The organism is Streptomyces sp. MUM 2J, from assembly GCF_022414535.1.
Taxonomy (GTDB): domain Bacteria; phylum Actinomycetota; class Actinomycetes; order Streptomycetales; family Streptomycetaceae; genus Streptomyces.
The window spans coordinates 284,763-308,312 of the sequence record NZ_JADWYM010000004.1 but is presented as its reverse complement, the minus strand read 5'-3'; the positions used below and the strand labels follow the sequence as shown (position 1 = coordinate 308,312).

The 23,550-nt window shown below is 71.1% G+C and carries 19 protein-coding genes; 18 read left to right on the top strand and 1 reads right to left on the bottom strand.

The genetic code is table 11. The features are described from left to right. The 14 genes from I3F54_RS06385 to I3F54_RS06320 form a co-directional block, all read left to right on the top strand. Positions 1-1,866: penicillin-binding protein 2 (locus I3F54_RS06385; RefSeq protein ID WP_240117618.1), on the top strand; the 1,866-nt coding region annotated here is incomplete at its 5' end. A 197-nt stretch (positions 1,867-2,063) separates the two neighbouring features. Next, a complete protein-coding gene (locus tag I3F54_RS06380; RefSeq protein WP_240117617.1) occupies positions 2,064-3,584 on the top strand; it encodes a UDP-N-acetylmuramoyl-L-alanyl-D-glutamate--2,6-diaminopimelate ligase in 1,521 nt (506 codons plus the stop codon). Positions 3,585-3,588: 4 nt separating this feature from the next. After that, positions 3,589-5,010 (top strand): UDP-N-acetylmuramoyl-tripeptide--D-alanyl-D-alanine ligase, encoded by a 1,422-nt coding sequence (gene murF, locus I3F54_RS06375; RefSeq protein ID WP_240117616.1) that lies wholly within the window; start codon positions 3,589-3,591, stop codon positions 5,008-5,010. Then, on the top strand, positions 5,010-6,098 hold the full coding sequence (gene mraY / locus I3F54_RS06370) for a phospho-N-acetylmuramoyl-pentapeptide-transferase (RefSeq protein ID WP_240117625.1): 1,089 nt from the start codon (positions 5,010-5,012) through the stop codon (positions 6,096-6,098). The genes murF and mraY overlap by 1 nt, the downstream gene beginning before the upstream one ends. Then, positions 6,080-7,531, top strand: a complete 1,452-nt coding sequence (murD, locus tag I3F54_RS06365; RefSeq protein ID WP_240117615.1) for a UDP-N-acetylmuramoyl-L-alanine--D-glutamate ligase — start codon at positions 6,080-6,082, stop codon at positions 7,529-7,531. The genes mraY and murD overlap by 19 nt, the downstream gene beginning before the upstream one ends. A 68-nt stretch (positions 7,532-7,599) precedes the next feature. Then, a complete protein-coding gene (gene ftsW / locus I3F54_RS06360; RefSeq protein ID WP_240117614.1) occupies positions 7,600-8,955 on the top strand; it encodes a putative lipid II flippase FtsW in 1,356 nt (451 codons plus the stop codon). 6 nt (positions 8,956-8,961) lie between these two features. Continuing rightward, entirely contained in the window at positions 8,962-10,053 is a 1,092-nt protein-coding gene (murG, locus tag I3F54_RS06355; protein WP_240117613.1) for an undecaprenyldiphospho-muramoylpentapeptide beta-N-acetylglucosaminyltransferase, read from the top strand. Between the two features lie 25 nt (positions 10,054-10,078). Next, positions 10,079-10,882, top strand: coding sequence for an FtsQ-type POTRA domain-containing protein (locus tag I3F54_RS06350; RefSeq protein ID WP_240117612.1), 804 nt, complete (start codon positions 10,079-10,081; stop codon positions 10,880-10,882). A 278-nt stretch (positions 10,883-11,160) separates the two neighbouring features. Beyond that, a complete protein-coding gene (gene ftsZ, locus I3F54_RS06345) occupies positions 11,161-12,381 on the top strand; it encodes a cell division protein FtsZ (protein WP_240117611.1) in 1,221 nt (406 codons plus the stop codon). Positions 12,382-12,391: 10 nt separating this feature from the next. Further along, the gene (gene pgeF, locus I3F54_RS06340) at positions 12,392-13,120 is read left to right on the top strand and encodes a peptidoglycan editing factor PgeF (protein ID WP_240117610.1); all 729 of its coding nucleotides are present in this window, start codon (positions 12,392-12,394) and stop codon (positions 13,118-13,120) included. Between the two features lie 6 nt (positions 13,121-13,126). Beyond that, positions 13,127-13,873: a YggS family pyridoxal phosphate-dependent enzyme gene (locus I3F54_RS06335; protein WP_240117609.1), complete on the top strand. Its 747-nt coding sequence runs from the start codon at positions 13,127-13,129 to the stop codon at positions 13,871-13,873. A 128-nt stretch (positions 13,874-14,001) separates the two neighbouring features. Beyond that, entirely contained in the window at positions 14,002-14,643 is a 642-nt protein-coding gene (locus I3F54_RS06330) for a cell division protein SepF (protein WP_240117608.1), read from the top strand. Positions 14,644-14,692: 49 nt separating this feature from the next. Continuing rightward, the gene (locus I3F54_RS06325; RefSeq protein ID WP_205382142.1) at positions 14,693-14,980 is read left to right on the top strand and encodes a YggT family protein; all 288 of its coding nucleotides are present in this window, start codon (positions 14,693-14,695) and stop codon (positions 14,978-14,980) included. Positions 14,981-15,035: 55 nt separating this feature from the next. Beyond that, positions 15,036-16,154 carry a DivIVA domain-containing protein gene (locus I3F54_RS06320; protein ID WP_240117607.1) on the top strand — a complete coding sequence of 373 codons (1,119 nt, stop codon included), beginning with the start codon at positions 15,036-15,038 and terminating at the stop codon, positions 16,152-16,154. 381 nt (positions 16,155-16,535) lie between these two features. Here I3F54_RS06320 and ileS read toward each other — a convergent pair whose 3' ends face one another. Next, a complete protein-coding gene (gene ileS, locus I3F54_RS06315) occupies positions 16,536-19,682 on the bottom strand; it encodes an isoleucine--tRNA ligase (RefSeq protein WP_240117606.1) in 3,147 nt (1,048 codons plus the stop codon). 616 nt (positions 19,683-20,298) lie between these two features. On the opposite strand from ileS, the gene I3F54_RS06310 reads away from it, so the two are divergent. The 4 genes from I3F54_RS06310 to I3F54_RS06295 all read left to right on the top strand — a co-directional run bounded on the left by I3F54_RS06310 (position 20,299) and on the right by I3F54_RS06295 (position 23,525). Then, entirely contained in the window at positions 20,299-21,372 is a 1,074-nt protein-coding gene (locus I3F54_RS06310) for a TraR/DksA C4-type zinc finger protein (RefSeq protein WP_240117605.1), read from the top strand. Between the two features lie 89 nt (positions 21,373-21,461). Then, positions 21,462-22,052, top strand: coding sequence for a signal peptidase II (gene lspA, locus I3F54_RS06305; protein ID WP_240117604.1), 591 nt, complete (start codon positions 21,462-21,464; stop codon positions 22,050-22,052). Positions 22,053-22,113: 61 nt separating this feature from the next. Beyond that, complete coding sequence (locus tag I3F54_RS06300) at positions 22,114-23,058, top strand: RluA family pseudouridine synthase (protein ID WP_240117603.1); 945 nt, start codon at positions 22,114-22,116, stop codon at positions 23,056-23,058. Continuing rightward, complete coding sequence (locus I3F54_RS06295; RefSeq protein WP_240117602.1) at positions 23,055-23,525, top strand: GNAT family N-acetyltransferase; 471 nt, start codon at positions 23,055-23,057, stop codon at positions 23,523-23,525. Before I3F54_RS06300 ends, I3F54_RS06295 begins: the two co-directional genes overlap by 4 nt. The last annotated feature ends 25 nt before the right edge of the window (positions 23,526-23,550 follow it).

Below are 23,550 nucleotides of genomic sequence, written 5' to 3'. Positions count from 1 at the left end.
GCCCGCCGCCCCGCCCCGCCGCGGCCGGCCGCGGCGGGGCGCCCGCTCCGGCTGGGCAGCCCGCGCCCCCGCCTGCGCATGGTCGGCCTCGCGCTGACCCTCGTCATGCTCGCCTTCATCGTGCGGCTGCTCCAGGTGCAGGCCGTCGACGCGAGCACGTACGCCGCCAAGGCCGAGCAGAACCGGTACGTCGTGCACACCCTGGCCGCCGAGCGCGGCGGGATCACCGACCGCAACGGCGTGGCCCTGGCCACCAGCGTGGACGCGTACGACATCACGGCCGACCCCACGATGTTCACCCGCGAGCAGCTGGAGATCGGCGACGGGCCGGAGCAGGCCGCAGCCCTGCTCGCGCCCATCCTGGGCCGGAGCCAGTCGGACATCGCCGCGAAGCTGCGGCCCAAGGACAGGAACCTGCGTTACGTCCGGCTCGCCCTGAGCCGCACCCCGCAGGTGTGGAGACAGATCAAGGACCTGAAGCTGGCGCTCGCCAAGAAGGCCGGGACCGACCGGTCCACGGTGAACGTCCTCGCCGGTGTCTTCGCCGACCCCAGCAGCAAGCGGGTCTACCCCAACGGCGACCTCGCCGCCGGGATACTGGGCTGGGTCAACGCCGAGGGCGTGGGCGGCGGCGGCATCGAGCAGCAGCTGAACAAGACGCTCGCCGGCAAGGACGGCAAGATCCGCTATGCCCAGTCCGGCGGCCGGCAGGTGCCCACCGCGGGCTCGACCGAGACGCCCGCCGTGCCCGGCAGCGACATCGAGCTCACCATCGACCGCGACATCCAGTGGGCGGCGCAGAACGCCATCAGCGAACAGGTGAAGAAGTCCGAGGCGGACCGCGGCTACGTGATCGTGCAGGACACCCGCACCGGCGAGATCCTGGCCATGGCCAACGCACCCGGCTTCGACCCGAACGACCTCGCCCACGCCAACCCCGCGACGCTGGGCAACCCCGCCCTCCAGGACGCCTACGAGCCCGGTTCGACCGCCAAGGTCATGTCGATGGCCGCCGTGCTGGAGGAGAACGCCGCCACGCCGCTGACCCGCCTCACCGTGCCCAACCGGCTGCACCGCGGCGACCGGCTCTTCCAGGACGACATCGACCACTCGACCTGGTACCTCACCCTCAACGGAGTGCTCGCCAAGTCCTCGAACATCGGCACCATCATGGCGACCGGCGAACTCGGCAAGACCCAGAGCGAGGCGAACCGGGTGCTCTACTCCTACCTGCGCAAGTTCGGCATCGGTGGCGCCTCCGGACTCCGCTTCCCGGGCGAGACCCGCGGCATCCTCGCTGCGCCGGACAAGTGGTCCACCTCGCAGCAGTTCACGATTCCTTTCGGCCAGGGCTTCTCCATCAACGCGCTCCAGGCGGCGTCCGTGTACTCGACGATCGCCAACGGCGGCGTCCGTGTCGCCCCGACCCTGGTGCGCGGCACCAAGGGACCCGACGGCCGTTTCGCCCCCGTCCCGACCCCGAAGAAGAACCGCGTGGTCAGCACCGCGACCGCCCGGTCCCTCGCCCAGATGCTGGAGTCGGTCGTCGACGACGAGGAGGGCACCGGCAACAAGGCGCGCATCCCCGGCTACCGGGTCGCCGGCAAGACCGGCACGGCCAACCGCGTGGATCCGGCCACCGGCAAGTACCACGGCTACACGTCGTCGTTCGCCGGGTTCGCGCCCGCCGACAACCCCCGCATCACCGTCTACTGCGCCATCCAGAACGCCACCGAGGGAAGCTACTTCGGTGGTCAGATCTGTGGACCCATCTACAAGCAGGTGATGGAGTTCGCCCTGAAGTCCCTTCAGGTCCCTCCGACCGGCGCCAAGGCCGCCAACCTGCCCGTCACCTTCGAACCCTGACCGCCCCCGCACCGACTCCGTCGGCACCCTCCCCGATCAGCGCGACCAGCCAGGAACGACCCGTGACCATGACCACTCCCCAGCCCGGGAACCAGGACGGCTCCGGCCCCTCACTTCGCCCGCAGGCGGGTACGCCCGGTACGCTCACCGCCGTGCCACACGCTGATCAGTCCCAAACCACCCAGAAGGGCCAACCCGTGAACCATCCGGGACCGCCCCGCCCGGCGCAGGTCTCCGCCGCACCCCTCGCGGACCTCGCCGCCGAGCTGGGTGTCCCCGCGCCGGAGAGCACCGCCGAGGTCACGGGCATCACCCACGACTCGCGCGCCGTCCGCCCCGGCGACCTGTACGCCGCCCTTCCCGGCGCCCGGGCGCACGGTGCCGACTTCGTCGCCCAGGCCGCAGGCCTGGGCGCGGCCGCCGTGCTCACCGACCCGCCGGGCTTCGAGCGCGCGGCGGCGACCGGCCTGCCGGTGCTGGTCGTGGACGACCCGCGCGGGCGGATGGGCGAACTGGCGGCCACGATCTACGGCCACCCGGGCCGCGACCTGCTCCAGATCGGCATCACCGGCACCTCCGGCAAGACCACCACCGCCTACCTCGTCGAGGGAGGGCTGAGGACCGCGCACAGCACCGGGCTCATCGGCACCGTCGAGATGCGCATCGGTGACACGCGCATCAAGTCCGAGCGCACCACCCCCGAAGCCACCGACCTGCAGGCCCTGTTCGCCGTGATGCGCGAACGCGGCGTCGACGCGGTGGCCATGGAGGTCTCCAGCCACGCCCTGGTGCTCGGCCGCGTCGACGGCTGCGTCTTCGACATCGCCGTCTTCACCAACCTCAGCCCCGAGCACATGGAGTTCCACTCCGACATGGAGGACTACTTCCGGGCCAAGGCGCAGCTGTTCACACCGGAGCGCAGCAGGCGCGGCGTGGTCAACCTCGACGACGAGTACGGCCGCCGGCTCGTGCACGAGGCGACCGTCCCCGTGGTCACCTACTCCGCCGAGGGCCACCCCGACGCCGACTGGCGCGCCGAGGACGTCGAAGTCGGTCCGCTGGACTCGACGTTCACCGTCGTCGGGCCCGACGGACAGCGCCTCGCCGCCCGGTCGCCGCTCGCGGGCCCCTTCAACGTGGCGAACACCCTCGCGGCAGTCGTCGCCCTCGCCGTCGCCGGCCTCGACCCGCAGGCGGCCGCCGGCGGTATCGCCGCGGTGCCCGGCGTACCGGGGCGCCTGGAGCGGGTGGACGCCGGGCAGCCGTATCTCGCGGTCGTCGACTACGCCCACAAGACGGACGCCGTCGAGTCGGTGCTCAGGGCCCTGCGCAAGGTCACCAAGGGGCGGCTGCACATCGTGCTCGGCTGCGGCGGCGACCGCGACACCACCAAGCGCGCCCCGATGGGTGCCGCGGCGGCGCGGTTCGCCGACACCGCCGTACTGACCTCCGACAACCCCCGTTCCGAGGATCCGCTCGCGATCCTCGCCACCATGCTCCAGGGCGCCGCCTCCGTGCCCGCGCACGAGCGCGGCGAGGTCGCCCTCTTCGAGGACCGGGCCGCCGCGATCGCCGCGGCGGTGGCCCGTGCGCACCCCGGGGACACCGTGCTGGTCGCGGGCAAGGGCCACGAGCAGGGCCAGGACATCGCCGGGGTGGTGCGTCCCTTCGACGACCGCCAGGTGCTTCGCGAAGCTATCCAGAAGACCCAGGGATGAACTTGTGATCGCCCTCTCCCTCGCCGAGATCGCCGAAGTCGTCGGCGGGCAGACGCACGACATACCGGATCCGTCGGTGCAGGTCACCGGACCGGTGGTCCGGGACTCCCGCGAGGCGGGGCCCGGCAGCCTGTTCGTCGCCTTCCGCGGCGAACGCGTGGACGGCCACGACTTCGCGCAGGCCGTCGTGGCGGCGGGCGCGGCGGCCGTGCTGGCCTCGCGCCCGGTCGGTGTCCCCGCGATCGTCGTCGAGGACGTCCAGGGCGCCCTCGGCGCGCTCGCCCGGCACGTCGTACGGCGGCTCGGCGCCACCCTCGTCGCCCTGACCGGCTCGGCGGGCAAGACCAGCACCAAGGACCTCATCGCCCAGGTACTCCAGAGCAAGGCGCCGACGGTGTTCACACCCGGCTCGCTCAACAACGAGATCGGGTTGCCGCTGACGGCGCTGTCCGCCACCGAGGACACGAGGTTCCTCGTGCTGGAGATGGGCGCACGCGGCATCGGCCACATCCGCTACCTCACCGGTCTGACACCGCCGAGGATCGGCGTCGTGCTCAACGTCGGCAGCGCCCACATCGGGGAGTTCGGCGGCCGGGAGCAGATCGCACAGGCCAAGGGCGAACTCGTCGAAGCGCTTCCGGAGGACGGGGCCGCGATCCTCAACGCGGACGATCCCCACGTACGCGCCATGGCTGCCCGGACCAAGGCGAAGGTGGTCCTCTTCGGCGAGAGCGACGAAGCGGACGTACGCGCCGAGAACGTGCGACTCACGGACAGCGGACAGCCTTCGTTCAGGCTTCTCACACCCTCCGGTGCAAGCGATGTGACCATGCGCCTGTACGGTGAGCACCACGTGTCGAACGCGCTCGCCGCGGCGTCCGTCGCCCATGAGCTGGGCATGTCCGCGGAAGAGATCGCCATCGCGCTCTCCGAGGCGGGCTCCCTCTCCCGCTGGCGTATGGAGGTCACCGAGCGCCCGGACGGCGTGACGATCGTCAACGACGCCTACAACGCGAACCCCGAGTCCATGCGGGCCGCCCTGCGCGCACTGGTGGCCATGGGCGAGGCCCCACGGGCACGAGGGGGACGCACGTGGGCGGTGCTCGGCCAGATGGCCGAGCTCGGGGACGAGGCGCTCGCCGAGCACGACGCGGTCGGACGGCTAGCCGTCCGGCTCAACGTCAGCAAGCTCGTCGCGGTCGGGGGCAGGGAAGCCGCCTGGCTGCAACTGGGCGCATATAACGAGGGTTCGTGGGGTGAGGAGTCGGTGCACGTGTCCGACGCACAGGCGGCGGTCGACCTGTTGCGCAGCGAGTTGCGCCCGGGGGACGTGGTACTCGTGAAGGCGTCCCGGGCGGTCGGCCTGGAGAGCGTGGCGCAGGCCCTGCTGGAGACCGGCGCCGAGGGTGAGGTTTCCGCCCGATGATGAAGCAGATCCTGTTCTCCGGAGTCATCGGCCTCTTCCTGACCCTGGTCGGCACACCGCTGCTGATCAAGCTCCTGGCCCGCAAGGGCTACGGCCAGTACATCCGCGACGACGGCCCGCGCGAGCACGCCAGCAAGCGCGGGACGCCGACCATGGGCGGCATCGCCTTCATCCTGGCGACGGTCGCCGCGTACTTCCTGTCGAAGGTGATCACGACCTGGACCACCGACCGGGCAGCCACGCCGACCTTCTCCGGCGTGCTCGTCCTCGGGCTGATGGTCGGCATGGGCCTGGTCGGCTTCCTCGACGACTACATCAAGATCGTCAAGCGGCGTTCGCTGGGCCTGCGCGCCAAGGCCAAGATGGCCGGTCAGCTCATCGTCGGCATCTCCTTCGCGGTGCTCGCGCTCCAGTTCCAGGACGCCCGCGGCAACACCCCGGCCTCCACCAAGCTGTCGTTCATCACCGACTTCGGCTGGACGATCGGCCCGGTGCTGTTCGTCGTCTGGGCGCTGTTCATGATCCTGGCGATGTCGAACGGTGTGAACCTGACCGACGGTCTGGACGGCCTGGCCACCGGAGCCTCCGTGCTCGTCTTCGGTGCCTACACCTTCATCGGCGTCTGGCAGTTCCAGGAGTCCTGCGCCAACGCGCTGACCCTCACCAACCCCAACGCCTGCTACGAGGTGCGCGACCCGCTGGACCTGGCGGTCGTCGCCTCCGCACTGATGGGCGCCTGCCTGGGCTTCCTGTGGTGGAACACCTCACCGGCGAAGATCTTCATGGGCGACACCGGCTCCCTCGCCCTGGGCGGTGTCCTCACGGGCCTGGCCATCTGCTCCCGCACGGAGCTGCTGCTGGCCATCATGGGCGGTCTGTTCGTGCTGATCACCATGTCGGTGGTCATCCAGGTCGGCTCCTTCCGCCTCACCGGCAAGCGCGTCTTCCGCATGGCGCCGCTCCAGCACCACTTCGAACTCAAGGGCTGGTCCGAGGTCCTGGTCGTGGTCCGCTTCTGGATCATCCAGGGCATCTGTGTGATCGTCGGCCTGGGCCTCTTCTACGCAGGATGGGCAGCGGACAAGTGACCTCCTCGGTGTCCTCGCGGCGTGACGGCTCGCCGGAGTTCCACGGCAAGCACGTCACGGTCGCCGGGCTCGGCGTCTCCGGCATCCCGGCGGCCACGGTGCTGCACGGCCTCGGCGCGAAGGTGACCGTGGTCAACGACGGCGACGACGCACGCGCGCGCGAGCAGGCCGCACAGCTTCAGGCGCTCGGTGTCACCGTGCGCCTGGGCGACGGCGCGACCCTGCCCGAGGGCACCGACCTCATCGTCACCGCGCCCGGCTGGAAGCCCGACAAGCCCCTGTTCACAGCCGCCGCGGAGGCGGGTGTCCCCGTCTGGGGCGACGTCGAGCTGGCCTGGCGGCTGCGCGGCCCGGACGCGGCGCCCTGGCTGTGCGTGACCGGGACCAACGGCAAGACGACGACCGTGCAGATGCTGGCCTCGATCCTCAGGGCCGCCGGACTGCGGACCGCCGCCGTCGGCAACATCGGCGTCTCACTGCTGGACGCGGTGCTCGGCGACGAGCCGTACGACGTCCTCGCCGTCGAGCTGTCCAGCTACCAGCTGCACTGGGCGCCCTCCCTGCGCGCCCACTCCGCCGCCGTGCTCAACCTCGCCCCCGACCACCTCGACTGGCACGGCTCCATGGAGGCCTACGCCGCCGACAAGGGCCGCATCTACGAGGGCAACCGTGTCGCCTGCGTCTACAACGTCGCCGACAGGGCCACCGAGGACCTGGTGCGCGGGGCAGACGTCGAGGAGGGCTGCCGGGCCGTCGGCTTCACCCTCGGCACGCCCGCCCCGTCCCAACTGGGCGTCGTCGAGGGCATCCTCGTCGACCGCGCCTTCGTCGAGAACCGGCAGAGGAACGCCCAGGAACTCGCGGAGGTCTCCGACGTCCGGCCGTCCGCCCCGCACAACGTCGCCAACGCCCTCGCGGCCGCGGCCCTCGCCCGCGCCTTCGGGGTGCCCCCGGCCGCCGTGCGCGAGGGACTGCGGGCCTTCCGACCGGACGCCCACCGCATCGCGCACGTGGCGGACGTCGGCGGGGTCGCCTACGTCGACGACTCCAAGGCGACCAACACCCACGCGGCACAGGCCTCGTTGGCGGCGTACGAGTCGATCGTCTGGATCGCGGGCGGTCTGGCGAAGGGCGCCACCTTCGACGAACTGGTCGCCGGCTCGGCGAAGCACCTGCGTGGCGCGGTGCTGATGGGCGCAGACCGTGCCCTGATCCGGGAAGCCCTGGCGCGACACGCGCCGGAGGTACCCGTGGTCGACCTCGACCGGACCGACACTGGGGCGATGCTCCAGGCGGTGACGGAAGCCCAGCGGCTCGCACAGCCCGGCGACACGGTGCTGCTGGCTCCGGCCTGCGCCTCCATGGACATGTTCACCAATTACAACCAGCGCGGTGACGCGTTCGCGGCGGCGGTCCGCGAGCTCGAAGCCTGACCCCGGCCGCCCGCCGGGCGGATCTTGGGAGGGACGCGTGGGACGGCCGACGTGCAGTGGAGGCGCCGATGCCCAGTAGCCGTACCGGCCGGCCGCCCGTGCAGCGGGCCCCCCGGCGCCCCGCCCCCGCCCGCCCGGCCCGCGAGAACCCCCTCCGGCGGCTGCTGGACCGGGCCCGCAAGGCGTGGGACCGGCCCCTGACCGCGTACTACCTGATCCTCGGCGGCAGCCTGCTGATCACCGTGCTCGGCCTGGTGATGGTGTACTCGGCATCCCAGATCACCGCGCTGCAGATGTCGCTGCCCGGCTCCTACTTCTTCCGCAAGCAACTGCTGGCCGCCGCCATCGGCGGCATCCTGCTGTACGCCGCCTCGCGCATGCCCGTCACGCTGCACCGGGCGCTTGCCTACCCCATCCTGGCCGGCGCCGTGTTCCTGATGATCCTGGTGCAGGTGCCGGGTATCGGCGTCGCGATTCACGGCAACCAGAACTGGATCTCGCTCGGGGGCCCCTTCATGCTCCAGCCCAGCGAGTTCGGCAAGCTCGCACTCGTGCTGTGGGGCGCCGACCTGATGGCCCGCAAACAGGACAAGAAGCTGCTGACCCAGTGGAAGCACATGCTGGTCCCGCTGGTGCCGGTCGGCTTCCTGCTGCTCGGACTGATCATGCTCGGTGGCGACATGGGTACCGCGATCATCCTCACGGCGATCCTGTTCGGCCTGCTGTGGCTCGCGGGAGCGCCCACCCGGCTCTTCGTCGGCGTGCTCTCCCTCGCCGGCGTGATCGGTGCGATCCTGATCAGGACCAGCCCCAACCGCATGGCCCGGCTCGCCTGCATCGGCGCCACCGAGCCCCGCTCCGGTGCCGCCGACTGCTGGCAGGCCGTGCACGGCATCTACGCCCTCGCGTCCGGCGGGATCTTCGGCTCCGGACTTGGTGCGAGTGTGGAAAAATGGGGCCAACTCCCCGAAGCGCACACCGACTTCATCTTCGCGGTCACCGGTGAGGAACTGGGGCTGGTGGGGACGCTGTCGGTACTCGCCCTGTTCGCGGCTCTAGGCTATGCGGGTATCCGCGTGGCCGGACGCACGGAGGACCCCTTCGTCAGGTATGCCGCGGGAGGCGTGACCACCTGGATCACCGCCCAGGCGGTGGTCAACATCGGTGCGGTGCTCGGTCTGCTGCCGATCGCCGGCGTCCCCCTTCCGCTGTTCTCCTACGGAGGTTCCGCCCTGCTGCCGACCATGTTCGCGGTCGGGCTGCTGATCGCCTTCGCGCGTGAGGAGCCCGGTGCGCGGGCGGCGCTTGCGGTGCGGCAACCTCGCTTTGGTAGAAAGCGGGGGGCCGGGGGTCCCGCGGGACCCAGGAGATGGAACACGATGCGACGGCGTGCCCCGGTGGCGCGCCCGTCCGGAGAGCGGTGAATTTCGGTGCATGTCGTACTCGCCGGCGGGGGTACCGCGGGCCACATCGAGCCCGCGCTCGCCCTCGCGGACGCCCTGCGCAGGCAGGACCCGACCGTGGGGATCACGGCTCTGGGCACGGAGCGCGGCCTGGAGACCCAGCTGGTCCCGCAGCGGGGCTACGAGCTGGCGCTGATCCCGGCCGTCCCGCTCCCGCGCAAGCCCACGCCCGAGCTGATCACCGTCCCGGGCCGGCTGCGCGGCACCATCAAGGCAGCCGAGCAGATCCTGGAGCGGACCAAGGCCGACGCGGTCGTCGGCTTCGGCGGCTACGTGGCCCTGCCCGGCTACCTCGCCGCCAAGCGCCTGGGCGTGCCGATCGTCATCCACGAGGCGAACGCCCGGCCCGGTCTCGCCAACAAGATCGGCTCCCGGTACGCCGCCCAGGTCGCCGTCGCCACCCCCGACAGCAAACTGCGGGGCGCGCGCTACATCGGGATCCCGCTGCGCCACTCCATCGCCACCCTGGACCGGGCCGCCGCGCGCCCCGGGGCCCGCGCGATGTTCGGGCTCGACCCCAACCTGCCCACGCTGCTGGTCTCCGGAGGCTCGCAGGGCGCCCGCCGCCTCAACGAGGTCGTCCAGCAGGTCGCGCCCTGGCTCCAGCAGGCCGGTATCCAGATCCTGCACGCGGTCGGCCCGAAGAACGAACTGCCGCAGGTCCAGCAGATGCCGGGAATGCCCCCCTACATCCCGGTAAGTTACCTGGACCGGATGGACCTCGCGTACGCCGCGGCGGACATGATGCTCTGCCGCGCGGGTGCGATGACCGTCGCCGAACTCTCCGCCGTCGGGCTTCCGGCCGCCTACGTCCCGCTGCCCATCGGCAACGGCGAACAGCGGCTGAACGCCCAGCCGGTGGTGAAGGCGGGCGGCGGACTCCTCGTCGACGACGCGGACCTGACGCCGGAGTGGGTGCAGCAGAACGTCCTTCCCGTGCTCGCCGACCCCCACCGGCTCTACCAGATGTCCCGTTCCGCCGCCGAGTTCGGCCGCCGGGACGCCGACGACCTGCTCGTCGGCATGGTGTACGAGGCGATCGCCGCCGCGCGTCGCTAGGCGCGTATGACGAAAGGGCAGGAGCGTGGCCGGACCCACCACCGCCGAGCGCGGTCGGCGCCAGCAGGAGACGTCCGGTCCGCCCCTCGTCCGGAGGATCCGGAGGCTGGGACCGCGGCGGCTTCGTACGATCATCATCCTCGCAGTGGCCCTCGTCCTCCTCGGAGCGGGCGGTGTCTGGGTGTTGTACGGCTCGCAGTGGCTGCGCGTGGAACACGTCCCGGTCTCCGGCACCCGCGTCCTCACGCCCGCGCAGGTGCGCGAGGCGGCCCGCGTCCCGGTCGGGGCGCCACTGGTGTCCGTCGACACCGAGGGGATCCGGGCACGTCTGCGGCGGGAGCTGCCCCGGATCGACACGGTTGACGTGGTCCGTTCCTGGCCTCGTGCGATCAGGCTGAAAGTGGTCGAGCGCACACCGGTTCTTCTGGTCCCAAAGGGCGGAAAGTACGTGGAAGTGGATGACGAAGGCGTCCGGTTCGCCACGGTTTCTGACGCCCCGAAAGGTGTGCCGCTGCTCGACATGTCGGTCTCCCGCTCGGGTTCGGGCGCGGCCGGCCTGCGCCGTTTCGGAACGGACCGGCTGCTGCGGGAGGCGGTCCAGGTCGCCGGTTCGCTTCCGGCCGCCGTGGCCCGCGAGACCCGGGTCGTCAAGCTGCGCTCCTTCGACGACATCTCACTGGAGTTGACCGGGGGCAGGACGGTCGCCTGGGGCAGTGCCGAGAAAGGGCACGCCAAGGCCCGGACCCTCGCCGCGCTGATGAAAGCGGCACCCGGTGCGCGGCGCTTCGACGTGAGTGCCCCCACCGCCCCCGCGTCATCGGTGAGTTGACGCACATCTGCGCAGGCCAGCACCCTGGTTGGGCAGCGCTACGGCTGATCACATAGGGTGAAAAGAAAAACGGGAGGTTCGGCGTGTTCGTTGAACGTGCGCCACTTGTCGACTTAGTGTCCTGTTCAGAAGACTCCAGCGAACAGACACACTGGTAACCCTAAACTTCAGCGTTAGGGTTCGGGTCGGCGATTCGGACCGTCCCATTCGGCATCAGTCGTCGGAGCGCGGCGCAACGCGAGACGGCGACACGTAACTCGAGGCGAGAGGCCTTCGACGTGGCAGCACCGCAGAACTACCTCGCAGTCATCAAAGTCATCGGTGTCGGCGGCGGTGGTGTCAATGCCATCAACCGGATGATCGAGGTCGGTCTCAAGGGCGTCGAGTTCATCGCCATCAACACCGACGCGCAGGCGCTGTTGATGAGCGACGCCGACGTCAAGCTCGACGTCGGCCGTGAACTCACCCGCGGACTCGGTGCCGGGGCCAACCCGGCCGTCGGCCGCAAGGCCGCCGAGGACCACCGCGAGGAGATCGAGGAGGTCCTCAAGGGGGCCGACATGGTCTTCGTGACGGCCGGTGAAGGCGGCGGCACCGGCACCGGCGGCGCACCCGTCGTCGCCAACATCGCCCGCTCCCTGGGCGCCCTCACCATCGGCGTGGTCACCCGCCCGTTCACCTTCGAGGGACGGCGGCGCGCCAACCAGGCCGAGGACGGCATCGCCGAACTCCGCGAAGAGGTCGACACCCTCATCGTCATCCCCAACGACCGGCTGCTGTCCATCTCGGACCGCCAGGTCTCCGTCCTGGACGCCTTCAAGTCGGCCGACCAGGTCCTGCTCTCCGGTGTCCAGGGCATCACCGACCTGATCACCACGCCCGGCCTGATCAACCTCGACTTCGCCGACGTCAAGTCGGTCATGTCCGAGGCCGGCTCGGCTCTGATGGGCATCGGCTCGGCCCGCGGCGACGACCGCGCGGTGGCCGCCGCCGAGATGGCGATCTCCTCGCCGCTCCTTGAGGCCTCCATCGACGGCGCCCGCGGCGTGCTGCTCTCCATCTCCGGCGGCAGTGACCTCGGGCTCTTCGAGATCAACGAGGCCGCCCAGCTGGTCAGCGAGGCCGCCCATCCCGAGGCGAACATCATCTTCGGTGCGGTGATCGACGACGCCCTCGGCGACGAGGTCCGGGTTACCGTGATCGCGGCCGGCTTCGACGGGGGGCAGCCCCCGGCCCGCCGGGACAACGTCCTCGGCTCGGCCTCCTCCTCTTCCGCCCCTTCCCCCTCCGCGCCCCGACACGAGGAGCCCGCGCCGGTGCGGCCGGCGGAGAGCCGTCCGTCCTTCGGCTCGCTCGGCAGCGTGACGCCGAAGGAGGAGCCGGAGCCCGCGCCCGTGCCGGAGCCCGCGGCGGAGATCCCGGTCGCCCCGCCGATCCCGCCGTCGCGGTACGCGGACAGCGCGGCCGAGGAACTGGACGTACCGGACTTCCTCAAGTGATCCTTCTGACGTGATAGGACAGCGCGAGATCGCGAACGGCGCGCACTTCGCCTTCACCGACCGGTGGGGCGGGGTGAGCGCCGTTCCGTACGAGGAGCTCAATCTCGGTGGCGCGGTCGGTGACGACCCCGGCGCCGTACGGACCAACCGGGAACGGGCGGCGAGGGCACTGGGCCTGGACCCGGCCCGGGTGGTCTGGATGAACCAGGTGCACGGCAACGAGGTGGCGGTCGTCGACGGCCCGTGGGGCGGCGGGGACGTCCCTGCGGTGGACGCCGTGGTCACCGCCCGGCGGGGGCTCGCCCTCGCCGTACTCACCGCCGACTGCACACCACTCCTGCTCGCCGACCCGGTCGCCGGCGTCGCCGCCGCGGCCCACGCGGGCAGGCCCGGCATGGTCGCCGGGGTGGTACCCGCCGCCGTGCGCGCGATGACGGAACTCGGCGCCGAACCGTCCCGGATCCTCGCCCGCACCGGGCCCGCCGTCTGCGGCCGGTGCTACGAGGTGCCCGAACGGATGCGCGCCGAGGTGGCCGCCGTCGAACCGGCGGCGCACTCCGAGACGAGCTGGGGCACCGCGGCGGTCGACGTGACCGCCGCGGTGCACGCGCAGCTGGAGCGGATGGGGGTGCACGACCGGGCGCAGTCGCCCGTGTGCACGCTGGAGTCGGCTGATCACTTCTCGTACCGCCGCGACCGCACCACCGGTCGGCTCGCGGGCTACGTCTGGCTGGACTGATGGGGCATGACGGACCGTAAGGACGAACTCGCCGCGAACCTGGCGAAGGTGGAGCGGCGCATCGCCGCGGCATGCGCGGCCGCGGGGCGGGAGCGCGACGAGGTGACCCTGATCGTGGTCACCAAGACGTACCCGGCGACCGATGTGCGGATGCTGTCGGAGCTCGGTGTGCGTCATGTGGCCGAGAACCGCGACCAGGATGCGGCCCCCAAGGCCGCCGCATGCGCGGATCTGCCTCTCACCTGGCATTTCGTGGGTCAGCTGCAGACCAACAAGGTGCGATCCGTGGTCGGTTACGCCGATGTCGTGCAGTCCGTGGACCGGCCCCGGCTGGTGACCGCCCTGTCCAGGGAGGCCGTGCGGGCCGGGCGCGAGATCGGCTGCCTCCTCCAGGTCGCGCTCGACGCCGGGGAGGACGGGCGGGAGCCGGGAGGCGCGGGGGTCCCACCCGGCGGACGCGGTGGGGTGGCGCCCGCGGGCATCGGGGAGTTGGCCGCCCTCGTCGCCGACTCGGACGGGTTGAGGCTCGACGGACTGATGGCCGTCGCTCCGCTGACCGGGGAGTTCGCGGGGCGTCAACGGGCGGCGTTCGAGCGGTTGATGGATTTGTCGACTGACCTGCGCCACGTCCATCCGGCTGCGAACATGGTCTCCGCAGGGATGAGTGCGGACCTCGAGGAGGCCGTGGCGGCCGGGGCGACACATGTGCGCGTCGGCACTGCGGTACTCGGAGTCCGCCCCAGGCTCGGGTAACGTCGCCAGGAAGTCGGACCACAGCAGAAAATATGGTCATTACCGCCGAAGGCGGGCGCAAGGACCACGTGGATCGCGGGCACTTGGCAGTCGTCAGCCGATCCACCACAGAGCGGAGGACTCAGAGCATGGCCGGCGCGATGCGCAAGATGGCGGTCTACCTCGGCCTCGTGGAGGACGATGGGTACGACGGCCGCGGATTCGACCCTGACGACGACTTCGAGCCCGAGTTGGACCCGGAGCCCGAGCGGGACCACCGTCGCCACGAGGCGTCCCACCCGTCACACGGCGCACATCAGTCCCAAAGGGGCGAAGAGGTGCGAGTCGTGCAGTCGCCGGCCCCGCGGGAGCCGACGGCCCGGTCTGCTTCGCTGCCCGCGGAATCCGGGCGTCCGGCGCGCATCGCGCCCGTGGCGTCCATCACACAAGAACGTCAGTCCCTGGAGAAGAACGCACCGGTGATCATGCCCAAGGTCGTGTCGGAACGAGAGCCGTACCGGATCACCACGCTCCACCCGCGGACGTACAACGAGGCCCGTACCATCGGGGAACACTTCCGCGAGGGCACCCCGGTGATCATGAATCTGACTGAGATGGACGACACAGACGCGAAGCGACTTGTCGACTTTGCGGCTGGTTTGGTGTTTGGTCTTCACGGCAGCATCGAGCGGGTGACGCAGAAGGTGTTCCTGTTGTCGCCTGCTAACGTCGATGTCACGGCGGAGGACAAGGCCCGCATCGCAGAAGGCGGGTTCTTCAACCAGAGCTGAGACGTACGACCGGAAAACGCATGAAACAGGGGAGAGGGAAGTACAGGCCATGAGCGTGTTCGCGCAGGTGATCTACATCGCGCTGATGGTTTTCCTCATCGTGTTGATCTTCCGGTTGGTCATGGACTACGTCTTCCAGTTCGCCCGCTCGTGGCAACCCGGCAAGGCGATGGTGGTCGTCCTTGAGGCCACCTACACTGTCACCGATCCACCGTTGAAGCTTCTGCGGCGGTTCATTCCGCCGCTGCGTCTCGGGGGCGTGGCGCTCGACCTGTCCTTCTTCGTACTGATGATCATCGTCTATGTTCTCCTCTCCATCGTGCAGAGGTTTGTGTGATGAGCCTGGACGATACGGTCTTGCCGACTGCCGATGACTACGTTGAGGTGAAGAGATGCCGTTGACCCCCGAGGACGTGCGGAACAAGCAGTTCACGACCGTCCGCCTCCGAGAAGGCTATGACGAGGACGAGGTCGATGCCTTCCTCGACGAGGTCGAAGCCGAACTGACCCGCCTGCTCCGCGAGAACGAGGACCTGCGCGCCAAGCTGGCCGCGGCCACCCGCGCCGCTGCTCAGAATCAGCAGAACATGCGCAAACCTCCCGAGCCTCAGGATCAGCAACAGCAGGGCATGCGAGGCCCCGGCGCCCCGGTGCCGGCCGGCATATCGGGCCCGCCGCAGCAGCAGATGGGCGGCCCCATGGGCGGCCCGCCCCAGCTGCCGAGCGGTGCACCGCAGCTGCCTGCCGGCCCCGGCGGACAGGGCCCGCAGGGTCCCGGTCCGATGGGCGGCCCCGGCCAGGGTCCCGGCCCCATGGGGCAGCCCCCCATGCAGCAGCAGATGGGCGGCCCGATGGGCGGCCCCATGGGCGGTCCGATGGGCGGCCCCGGTCAGCAGCCCGGCCAGGGCCCCGGTGGCGACAGCGCCGCCCGTGTCCTCTCGCTGGCCCAGCAGACCGCCGACCAGGCGATCGCCGAGGCCCGTTCCGAGGCCAACAAGATCGTCGGTGAGGCGCGTTCGCGTGCCGAGGGCCTGGAGCGGGACGCCCGCGCCAAGGCCGACGCGCTGGAGCGGGACGCGCAGGAGAAGCACCGCGTCGCCATGGGCTCCCTGGAGTCCGCGCGCGCCACGCTGGAGCGCAAGGTCGAGGACCTGCGCGGCTTCGAGCGCGAGTACCGGACCCGTCTGAAGTCCTACCTTGAGTCGCAGCTGCGCCAGCTGGAGACCCAGGCCGACGACTCCCTGGCTCCGCCGCGGGCCCCCGCCGCGGCTTCTCTCCCGCCGTCCCCGGCGCCCTCCATGGCTCCGGCCGGTGCGAGCAACCCGTCCTACGGCGGCAACCAGAACATGGGTGGTTCTCCGGCGCCTTCTGCCCCGTCCTACGGCGGTCAGCAGCAGATGTCGCCCGCGATGACCCAGCCGATGGCGCCGGTCCGGCCGCAGGGCCCGTCCCCGATGGGCCAGGCCCCGTCGCCGATGCGCGGCTTCCTCATCGACGAGGACGACAACTGAGCACCGGTCACGGCGATTAGTACGCCCAGGGCGTCGGCAGCGTTCAGGGCGGGACCCCGGATTCACCATCCGGGGTCCCGCCCTTTTACGCGGGTTGCGCAGCTTCCCGGCTCGATCAGGAGCTGTGGGTGAGGCAGACCGGCGCGCCGTCCCGCTCTGCGCCGGCCGTGCACCTCGACGGGGTGCTCGGACTGTCGGACGTGCGGCCAGGGGCGGGCCGGCCGTGGCGGCGGGGCGCGGACATCGCCTGCCGTGTCACCGGGAGGGCGCCGGGGTCACCCGTACGTGTGCCGGACCGCTCCGGCGGGTTCGTCACTCCTCCCCCGGTACACAGGGCCCGGTCCGTGAGGACCGGGCCCTGTGCGTACGACCGGCTGCCGGTCAGGCCTTGTGCAGGCGGAACGTCAGCGCGAGGCTCTCGTCCGTGAAGGGGACGCCGTAGGCGTCGTCCGCCTCGCCCTGGGCGAAGTCGGTCGCCAGGACCTCCTCGGCGATCAGCTGCGCGTGCTCGCTCAGAGCCGCGATCGTGGCCGGCTCGGTGGCCGTCCAGCGCAGCGCGATCCGGTCGGCGACATCGAGGCCGCTGTTCTTGCGGGCCTCCTGGATCAGGCGGATCGCGTCACGGGCGAGGCCCGCGAGCCGCAGCTCCTCGGTGATCTCCAGATCCAGGGCGACCGTGGCGCCGGAGTCGGAGGCGACGGACCAGCCCTCGCGCGGCGTCTCCGTGATGATCACCTCGTCCGGGGCCAGTTCGACCGTCTCGCCGCCGACCTCGACCGACGCCGTGCCGTCGCGCAGCGCGAGCGACAGCGCGGCGGCGTCCGCGCCCGCGATGGCCTTCGCCACGTCCTGGACCCGCTTGCCGAACCGCTTGCCCAGTGCCCGGAAGTTCGCCTTCGCGGTGGTGTCGACCAGGCTGCCGCCGACCTCGCTGAGCGACGCGAGCGACTCGACGTTCAGCTCCTCGGTGATCTGCGCGTGCAACTCGGGGGAGAGGGAAGCGAAGCCCGTCGCCGCGATCAGCGCCCGCTGCAGCGGCTGCCGCGTCTTGACGCCCGACTCCGCCCGGGTGGCCCGGCCCAGCTCCACCAGACGGCGTACCAGGACCATCTGCTCCGACAGCGCGGGGTCGATGGCCGTGAGGTCCGCCTCCGGCCACGAGGCCAGGTGGACCGACTCGGGCGCGCCCGGGGTCACCGGGACGACCAGGTCCTGCCACACCCGCTCGGTGATGAACGGGGTGATCGGCGCCATCAGCCGGGTGACGGTCTCCAGCACTTCGTGGAGCGTGCGCAGCGCCGCCCTGTCGCCCTGCCAGAACCGGCGCCGCGAGCGGCGGACGTACCAGTTCGACAGGTCGTCGACGAACGCGGACAGGAGCTTGCCGGCCCGCTGGGTGTCGTAGCTCTCCAGGGAGCGGGTCACCTGGTCCGTCAGGGCGTGCAGTTCGCTCAGCAGCCAGCGGTCCAGCAGCGGACGGTCGGCCGGGGCGGGGTCCGCGGTCGAGGGTGCCCACTGGGACGTGCGCGCGTACAGGGCCTGGAAGGCGACGGTGTTCCAGTAGGTCAGGAGCGTCTTGCGGACGACCTCCTGGATGGTGCCGTGGCCCACGCGGCGCGCCGCCCACGGGGAACCGCCGGCCGCCATGAACCAGCGGACCGCGTCCGCGCCGTGCTGGTCCATCAGCGGGATCGGCTGGAGGATGTTGCCCAGGTGCTTGGACATCTTCCGGCCGTCCTCGGCGAGGATGTGGCCGAGGCACACGACGTTCTCGTACGACGACCTGTCGAAGACGAGGGTGCCGACCGCCATCAGCGTGTAGAACCAGCCGCGGGTCTGGTCGATGGCCTCGGAGATGAACTGGGCCGGGTACCTGCTCTCGAACAGTTCCTTGTTCTTGTACGGGTAGCCCCACTGCGCGAACGGCATCGAGCCCGAGTCGTACCAGGCGTCGATGACCTCCGGAACGCGCGTGGCGGTCCGCCCGCAGCCTTCCTGCGGACAGGCGAAGGTGACGTCGTCGATGTACGGGCGGTGCGGGTCCAGCTCGGACTGGTCGGTGCCGGACAGCTCGGTCAGCTCGGCTCGGGAGCCGACGCAGGTGAGGTGGTCGTCCTCGCAGCGCCAGATCGGCAGCGGGGTGCCCCAGTAGCGGTTGCGGGACAGCGCCCAGTCGATGTTGTTCTGCAGCCAGTCACCGAACCGGCCGTGCTTGACGTTCTCCGGGAACCAGTTGGTCTTCTCGTTCTCCGCCAGGAGACGGTCCTTGACCACCGTGGTGCGGATGTACCAGGACGGCTGCGCGTAGTACAGGAGCGCGGTGTGGCAGCGCCAGCAGTGAGGGTAGCTGTGCTCGTACGGCAGGTGCTTGAAGAGCAGGCCCCGCTCGCCGAGGTCCTCGGTCAGCTTCTCGTCGGCCTTCTTGAAGAAGACGCCGCCGACCAGGGGCACGTCCTCGGCGAAGGTTCCGTCCGGACGGACCGGGTTCACCACCGGCAGGTCGTAGGCGCGGCAGACCTTGAGGTCGTCCTCGCCGAAGGCGGGGGACTGGTGGACCAGGCCCGTGCCGTCCTCGGTGGTGACGTACTCGGCGTTCACGACGAAGTGCGCGGGAGCGGGGAACTCCACCAACTCGAACGGACGTTGGTAGGTCCAGCGCTCCATCTCGGCGCCGGTGAAGGTCTCACCGGTGGTCTCCCAGCCCTCGCCGAGGGCCTTGGCGACGAGCGGCTCGGCCACCACGAGCTTCTCCCGGCCGTCGGTCGCGACGACGTAGGTGACCTCGGGGTGCGCGGCGACGGCGGTGTTGGACACCAGGGTCCAGGGGGTGGTCGTCCACACCAGGAGGGCGGCCCGGCCGGCGAGCGGACCGGAGGTGAGCGGGAAACGGACGTACACGGACGGGTCGACGACCGTCTCGTAGCCCTGGGCCAGCTCGTGGTCGGACAGGCCGGTGCCGCAGCGCGGGCACCAGGGGGCGACGCGGTGGTCCTGGACCAGCAGGCCCTTGCCGAAGATCTCCTTCAGCGACCACCAGACCGACTCCACGTACTCGGGGTCCATGGTCCGGTAGGCGTCGTCGAGGTCGACCCAGTAGCCCATGCGGGTCGTCAGCTCGGCGAAGGCGTCGGTGTGCCGGGTCACCGACTCGCGGCACTTGGCGTTGAACTCGGCGATGCCGTACGCCTCGATGTCCTGCTTGCCGCTGAAGCCGAGTTCCTTCTCCACCGCCAGCTCCACCGGCAGGCCGTGGCAGTCCCAGCCGGCCTTGCGGGCCACGTGGTGGCCGCGCATGGTGCGGAAACGGGGGAAGACGTCCTTGAAGACGCGGGCCTCGATGTGGTGGGCGCCGGGCATGCCGTTGGCGGTGGGCGGGCCCTCGTAGAAGACCCACTCGGGGCGGCCCTCGGACTGCTCCAGGCTCTTGGCGAAGATCTTCTGCTCGCGCCAGAAGTCGAGCACCGCGTGCTCGAGCGCGGGCAGGTCGACCTGGGCGGGCACCTGGCGGTACGTCGGCGCTGTTGTCATCAGCGATCTTCCTCCGGCGGATGTTCTGCCTTCCGTCGGAGGGACGAGAGCCTGCTGTCGGCCTGCGCCGCTGTCGGCGCGCTCCCGCGGTACCACCCTCCTTGGCCCCCCGGTGTGCCGCACACGCCGGTGAGCCCCCTCATTGGGGTCGCGATGCCGGTTCTACCGGCCGCGCCCGCTGCATGCGCTGCTGGGCGGCGGCTTTCCTCCGGCGGCTCCGGGGTGATCTTCACGTCGCGCTCGCTCCCGGGCTCGCACCGTCCCCGGGTCGCTCTGGGCTGCGTACGCCGCTACTCGTCCCCATCCACGCTTTTCGCTCCGCCCAGTGTACGGCGCCGCGGGGACGGCGGCCGACCGGTTTTCCGCGCAGCCGGAGTCGTACCGGGACGGTGTGCGTGATGACCCGAATGGTCAGGTACGGGTGCCCCGATCCAAGGATGCCCGACTTTGCGGAATACCTGGCGGGGAGCTGGGCACAACGCATGCAGGCTCGGCGCACATCGTGCGCGAGGCGGGCGAATCGGGCGGTGTGCCCCGTTGCCGTGGGGCTCACGTCGATTTATCGTCCCAGCACGATTTCGCGTGCAAGATCACAATATGTGAAGGGGCCGCGGCCATGGTGGCGAAGAAGACCGCCGCACAGCAGTCGGCGTCCGGCAGGTCCGCAGGTGCCTCCGGCCGCGGTGCGGCCAAGGACACGGACGCGAAGAAGAGCACCCGGGCGCGGACGGCGGGCCCGGCCGACGGCGCCGCCCGGACCACGGCCGGGGACGACCCCCGGGCCTCCGGGGAGACGGCACCCGAGGGGGCGGAGGCAGGGGCGACGGCCGGGAAGAAGGCGGTGCCGGGCAAGGCGACCGGGAAGAAGACCGCCGGGAAGAAGGCCACGGCGAGGAGGACGGCGGCGAAGAAGCCCGCGAGCAAGGCCGCGGGTCCCGGAGAGAAGGCGCCGGCCGGGGCGGCGCCGGCCGCGGAAGGCGGCGCCGGCCGGCCCGCGGCCGTCGGGGCCGCCTCGAAGAGGACTTCCGCGAGGAAGGCCCCCGCGAGGAAACCCGCCCCGGAAGAGACCGCCCCCGAGTCCGGCGGCGTCGGGAAACGGCGGGGTGGGAAGGCATCGGCGGAGAAGAGCGGCGCCGCGAAGGACACCGGCACCGAAGGCACGGTCAAGAAGGTGGGCGCGGCGCAGGCCGCGGAGCAGACGGGAGCCACGACAGTGGTTGCGAAGAAGACCCCTGGCACGGCCGCGACGGCGAAGACCGCCGTCCCCAAGGCGCGCCTCGCCGCGGCGGAGCCCGGCGAACTGGCGGTCCGCCCCGGTGAGGACCCCTGGACCCCGGACGAGGTCGAGGAGGCGCGGGCCGAACTGCTGGCCGAGGCTACCCGGCTGCGGGAGGAGATCGCCTCGTCCGAGGCGTCCCTCGTGGGCCTGATGCGGGACTCCGGCGACGGCGCGGGCGACGACCAGGCGGACACCGGCACCAAGAACATCACCCGTGAGCACGAGCTGGCGCTCGCCGCCAACGCGCGCGAGATGCTCATCCAGACCGAGCGCGCCCTGGAGCGGCTGGACGCCGGCACCTACGGCCTGTGCGAGAACTGCGGCAACCCCATCGGCAAGGCCCGTATGCAGGCCTTCCCGCGGGCGACCCTGTGCGTGGAGTGCAAGCAGAAGCAGGAACGACGGTACTGATCCGCCGCCCCACCCGTCCTGAGCACGTGGGTCCCTCAGGGTGTGCCGTACCCTCGTCCTCAGTCAGGCACCTAGGTTGAGGGACTCACGTGGCAGAGGCGGAGCGCATCATCGGTACGCCGGACACCCCTGGTGACAGCGGCGACACGGCGGCCGGAGCGGATGGCCGGGACGTGGCGGCCGAGCGGCCCCGGGGCAGGCGGCGGGTCGCCGTGCTGTTCGCGGTGGCCGCCTTCGCCTTCGCGCTCGATCTGGTCAGCAAGATGCTCGTGGTCGCCCGGCTGGAGCACCACGCGCCGATCGAGATCGTCGGCGACTGGCTGGAGCTCAACGCGATCCGCAACCCGGGCGCCGCCTTCGGCTTCGGACAGGCCTTCACGATCATCTTCACGGTGATCGCGGCGGCCGTGATCGTCGTGATCGTCCGCCTGGCGCGCAAGCTCTACAGCCTGCCCTGGGCGATCGCGCTGGGCCTGCTGCTGGGCGGGGCGCTCGGGAATCTCACGGACCGGATCTTCCGCTCCCCGGGGATCTTCAAGGGCGAGGTCGTCGACTTCATCGCGCCCAAGCACTTCGCCGTGTTCAACCTCGCCGACTCGGCGATCGTGTGCGGTGGCATCCTGATCGTCCTGCTGTCCTTCCGCGGCCTGGACCCCGACGGGACCGTCCACAAGGACTGAACCGGTCGGGCCGGACGGGCGCGCGGTCGGGACCGTCTCACCCGTCCGGCATACTCGACGGGTGAGCACGATTCCCGAGATCCGTACCCTGCCCGTGCCCGACGGCCTGGAGGGCGAGCGCGTCGACGCCGCCATCTCCCGCATGTTCGGCTTCTCCCGCACCAAGGCCGCAGAGCTGGCCGCGGCGGGCAAGGTGCTGGTCGACGGCACGCTGGTCGGCAAGTCCGAGCGCGTGCGCGGCGGAGCCTGGATGGAGGTCGAGATGCCCCAGGCGCCCGCGCCGGTGCAGGTCGTCGCCGAGCCGGTCGAGGGCATGGAGATCGTGCATGACGACGACGACATCGTCGTGATCGTCAAGCCGGTCGGCGTCGCCGCCCACCCCAGCCCCGGCTGGAGCGGACCCACGGTCATCGGCGGGCTGGCCGCCGCCGGCTACCGGATCTCCACCTCCGGCGCCGCCGAGCGGCAGGGCATCGTCCACCGCCTCGACGTCGGCACCTCCGGTCTGATGGTGGTCGCCAAGTCGGAGTACGCGTACACGTCGCTGAAGCGCCAGTTCAAGGAGCGCACGGTCGACAAGCGCTACCACACGCTCGTCCAGGGCCATCCCGATCCCACCAGCGGCACCATCGACGCCCCCATCGGCCGCCACCCGAACCACGACTACAAGTGGGCGGTCACCGCGGACGGCAAGCCGTCCGTCACCCACTACGACCTCATCGAGGCCTTCCGGGCCGCCTCCCTGCTCGACGTGAAGCTGGAGACCGGCCGCACCCACCAGATCCGCGTCCACATGGCCGCCCACCGTCACCCCTGCGTCGGTGACCTCACCTATGGCGCCGACCCGACCCTCGCCAAGCGGCTGCGGCTGAACCGCCAGTGGCTGCACGCCGTGCGCCTGGGGTTCGAGCACCCGGGGGACGGCCGGTGGGTGGAGTTCGCCAGCGACTATCCCGACGACCTCCAGCAGGCCCTGGACCAGGTCCGCGAGGAGACCTACGGATGAGCACGGCCCCCTACGCGGTGCGTGTCGCCGAGGACCCCGCCGACCGCGAGGCCTGCTTCGCCCTGCGCAAGGAGGTCTTCGTCGGCGAGCAGGGCGTGCCGGAGGAGATCGAGTACGACGCGCACGACCCCGGTGCGGTCCACGTGCTGGCCGTCCGGGAGGACGGGGTGCCGCTCGGCACCGGCCGGCTGCTGCACGGCGCGGCGGCCCTCGCCCAGGGCACCGGCGACGCGTCCGTCGGCTCCCTCGGCCGGCTCGCCGTGGCCCGTGAGGCGCGCGGCCTGGGGGTCGGCGCAGCCCTGGTGCGGGCCGTCGAGGACGCGGCGCGTGCCCTCGGCCTGGCAGCGGTGGACCTGCACGCGCAGACCCACGCCCTCGGCTTCTACCAGCGCCTCGGCTACGTCGCCTACGGTCCGGAGTACCGGGAGGCGGGCATCGCACACCGGGCGATGCGTCGCACGCTGTAGCAGGCGGCGTCGAAAGCGCTGGTGG

Bases quoted from the DNA above. Each gene is read 5' to 3' on its own strand.
- mraY (WP_240117625.1), top strand. From the start codon at position 5,010: ATGAAGCAGATCCTGTTCTCCGGAGTCATCGGCCTCTTCCTGACCCTG.
- murD (WP_240117615.1), top strand. From the start codon at position 6,080: ATGGGCAGCGGACAAGTGACCTCCTCGGTGTCCTCGCGGCGTGACGGC.
- ftsW (WP_240117614.1), top strand. From the start codon at position 7,600: ATGCCCAGTAGCCGTACCGGCCGGCCGCCCGTGCAGCGGGCCCCCCGG.
- I3F54_RS06335 (WP_240117609.1), top strand. From the start codon at position 13,127: ATGACGGACCGTAAGGACGAACTCGCCGCGAACCTGGCGAAGGTGGAG.
- I3F54_RS06330 (WP_240117608.1), top strand. From the start codon at position 14,002: ATGGCCGGCGCGATGCGCAAGATGGCGGTCTACCTCGGCCTCGTGGAG.
- I3F54_RS06325 (WP_205382142.1), top strand. From the start codon at position 14,693: ATGAGCGTGTTCGCGCAGGTGATCTACATCGCGCTGATGGTTTTCCTC.
- I3F54_RS06320 (WP_240117607.1), top strand. From the start codon at position 15,036: ATGCCGTTGACCCCCGAGGACGTGCGGAACAAGCAGTTCACGACCGTC.
- ileS (WP_240117606.1), bottom strand. From the start codon at position 19,682: ATGACAACAGCGCCGACGTACCGCCAGGTGCCCGCCCAGGTCGACCTG.
- I3F54_RS06310 (WP_240117605.1), top strand. From the start codon at position 20,299: ATGGTGGCGAAGAAGACCGCCGCACAGCAGTCGGCGTCCGGCAGGTCC.
- I3F54_RS06295 (WP_240117602.1), top strand. From the start codon at position 23,055: ATGAGCACGGCCCCCTACGCGGTGCGTGTCGCCGAGGACCCCGCCGAC.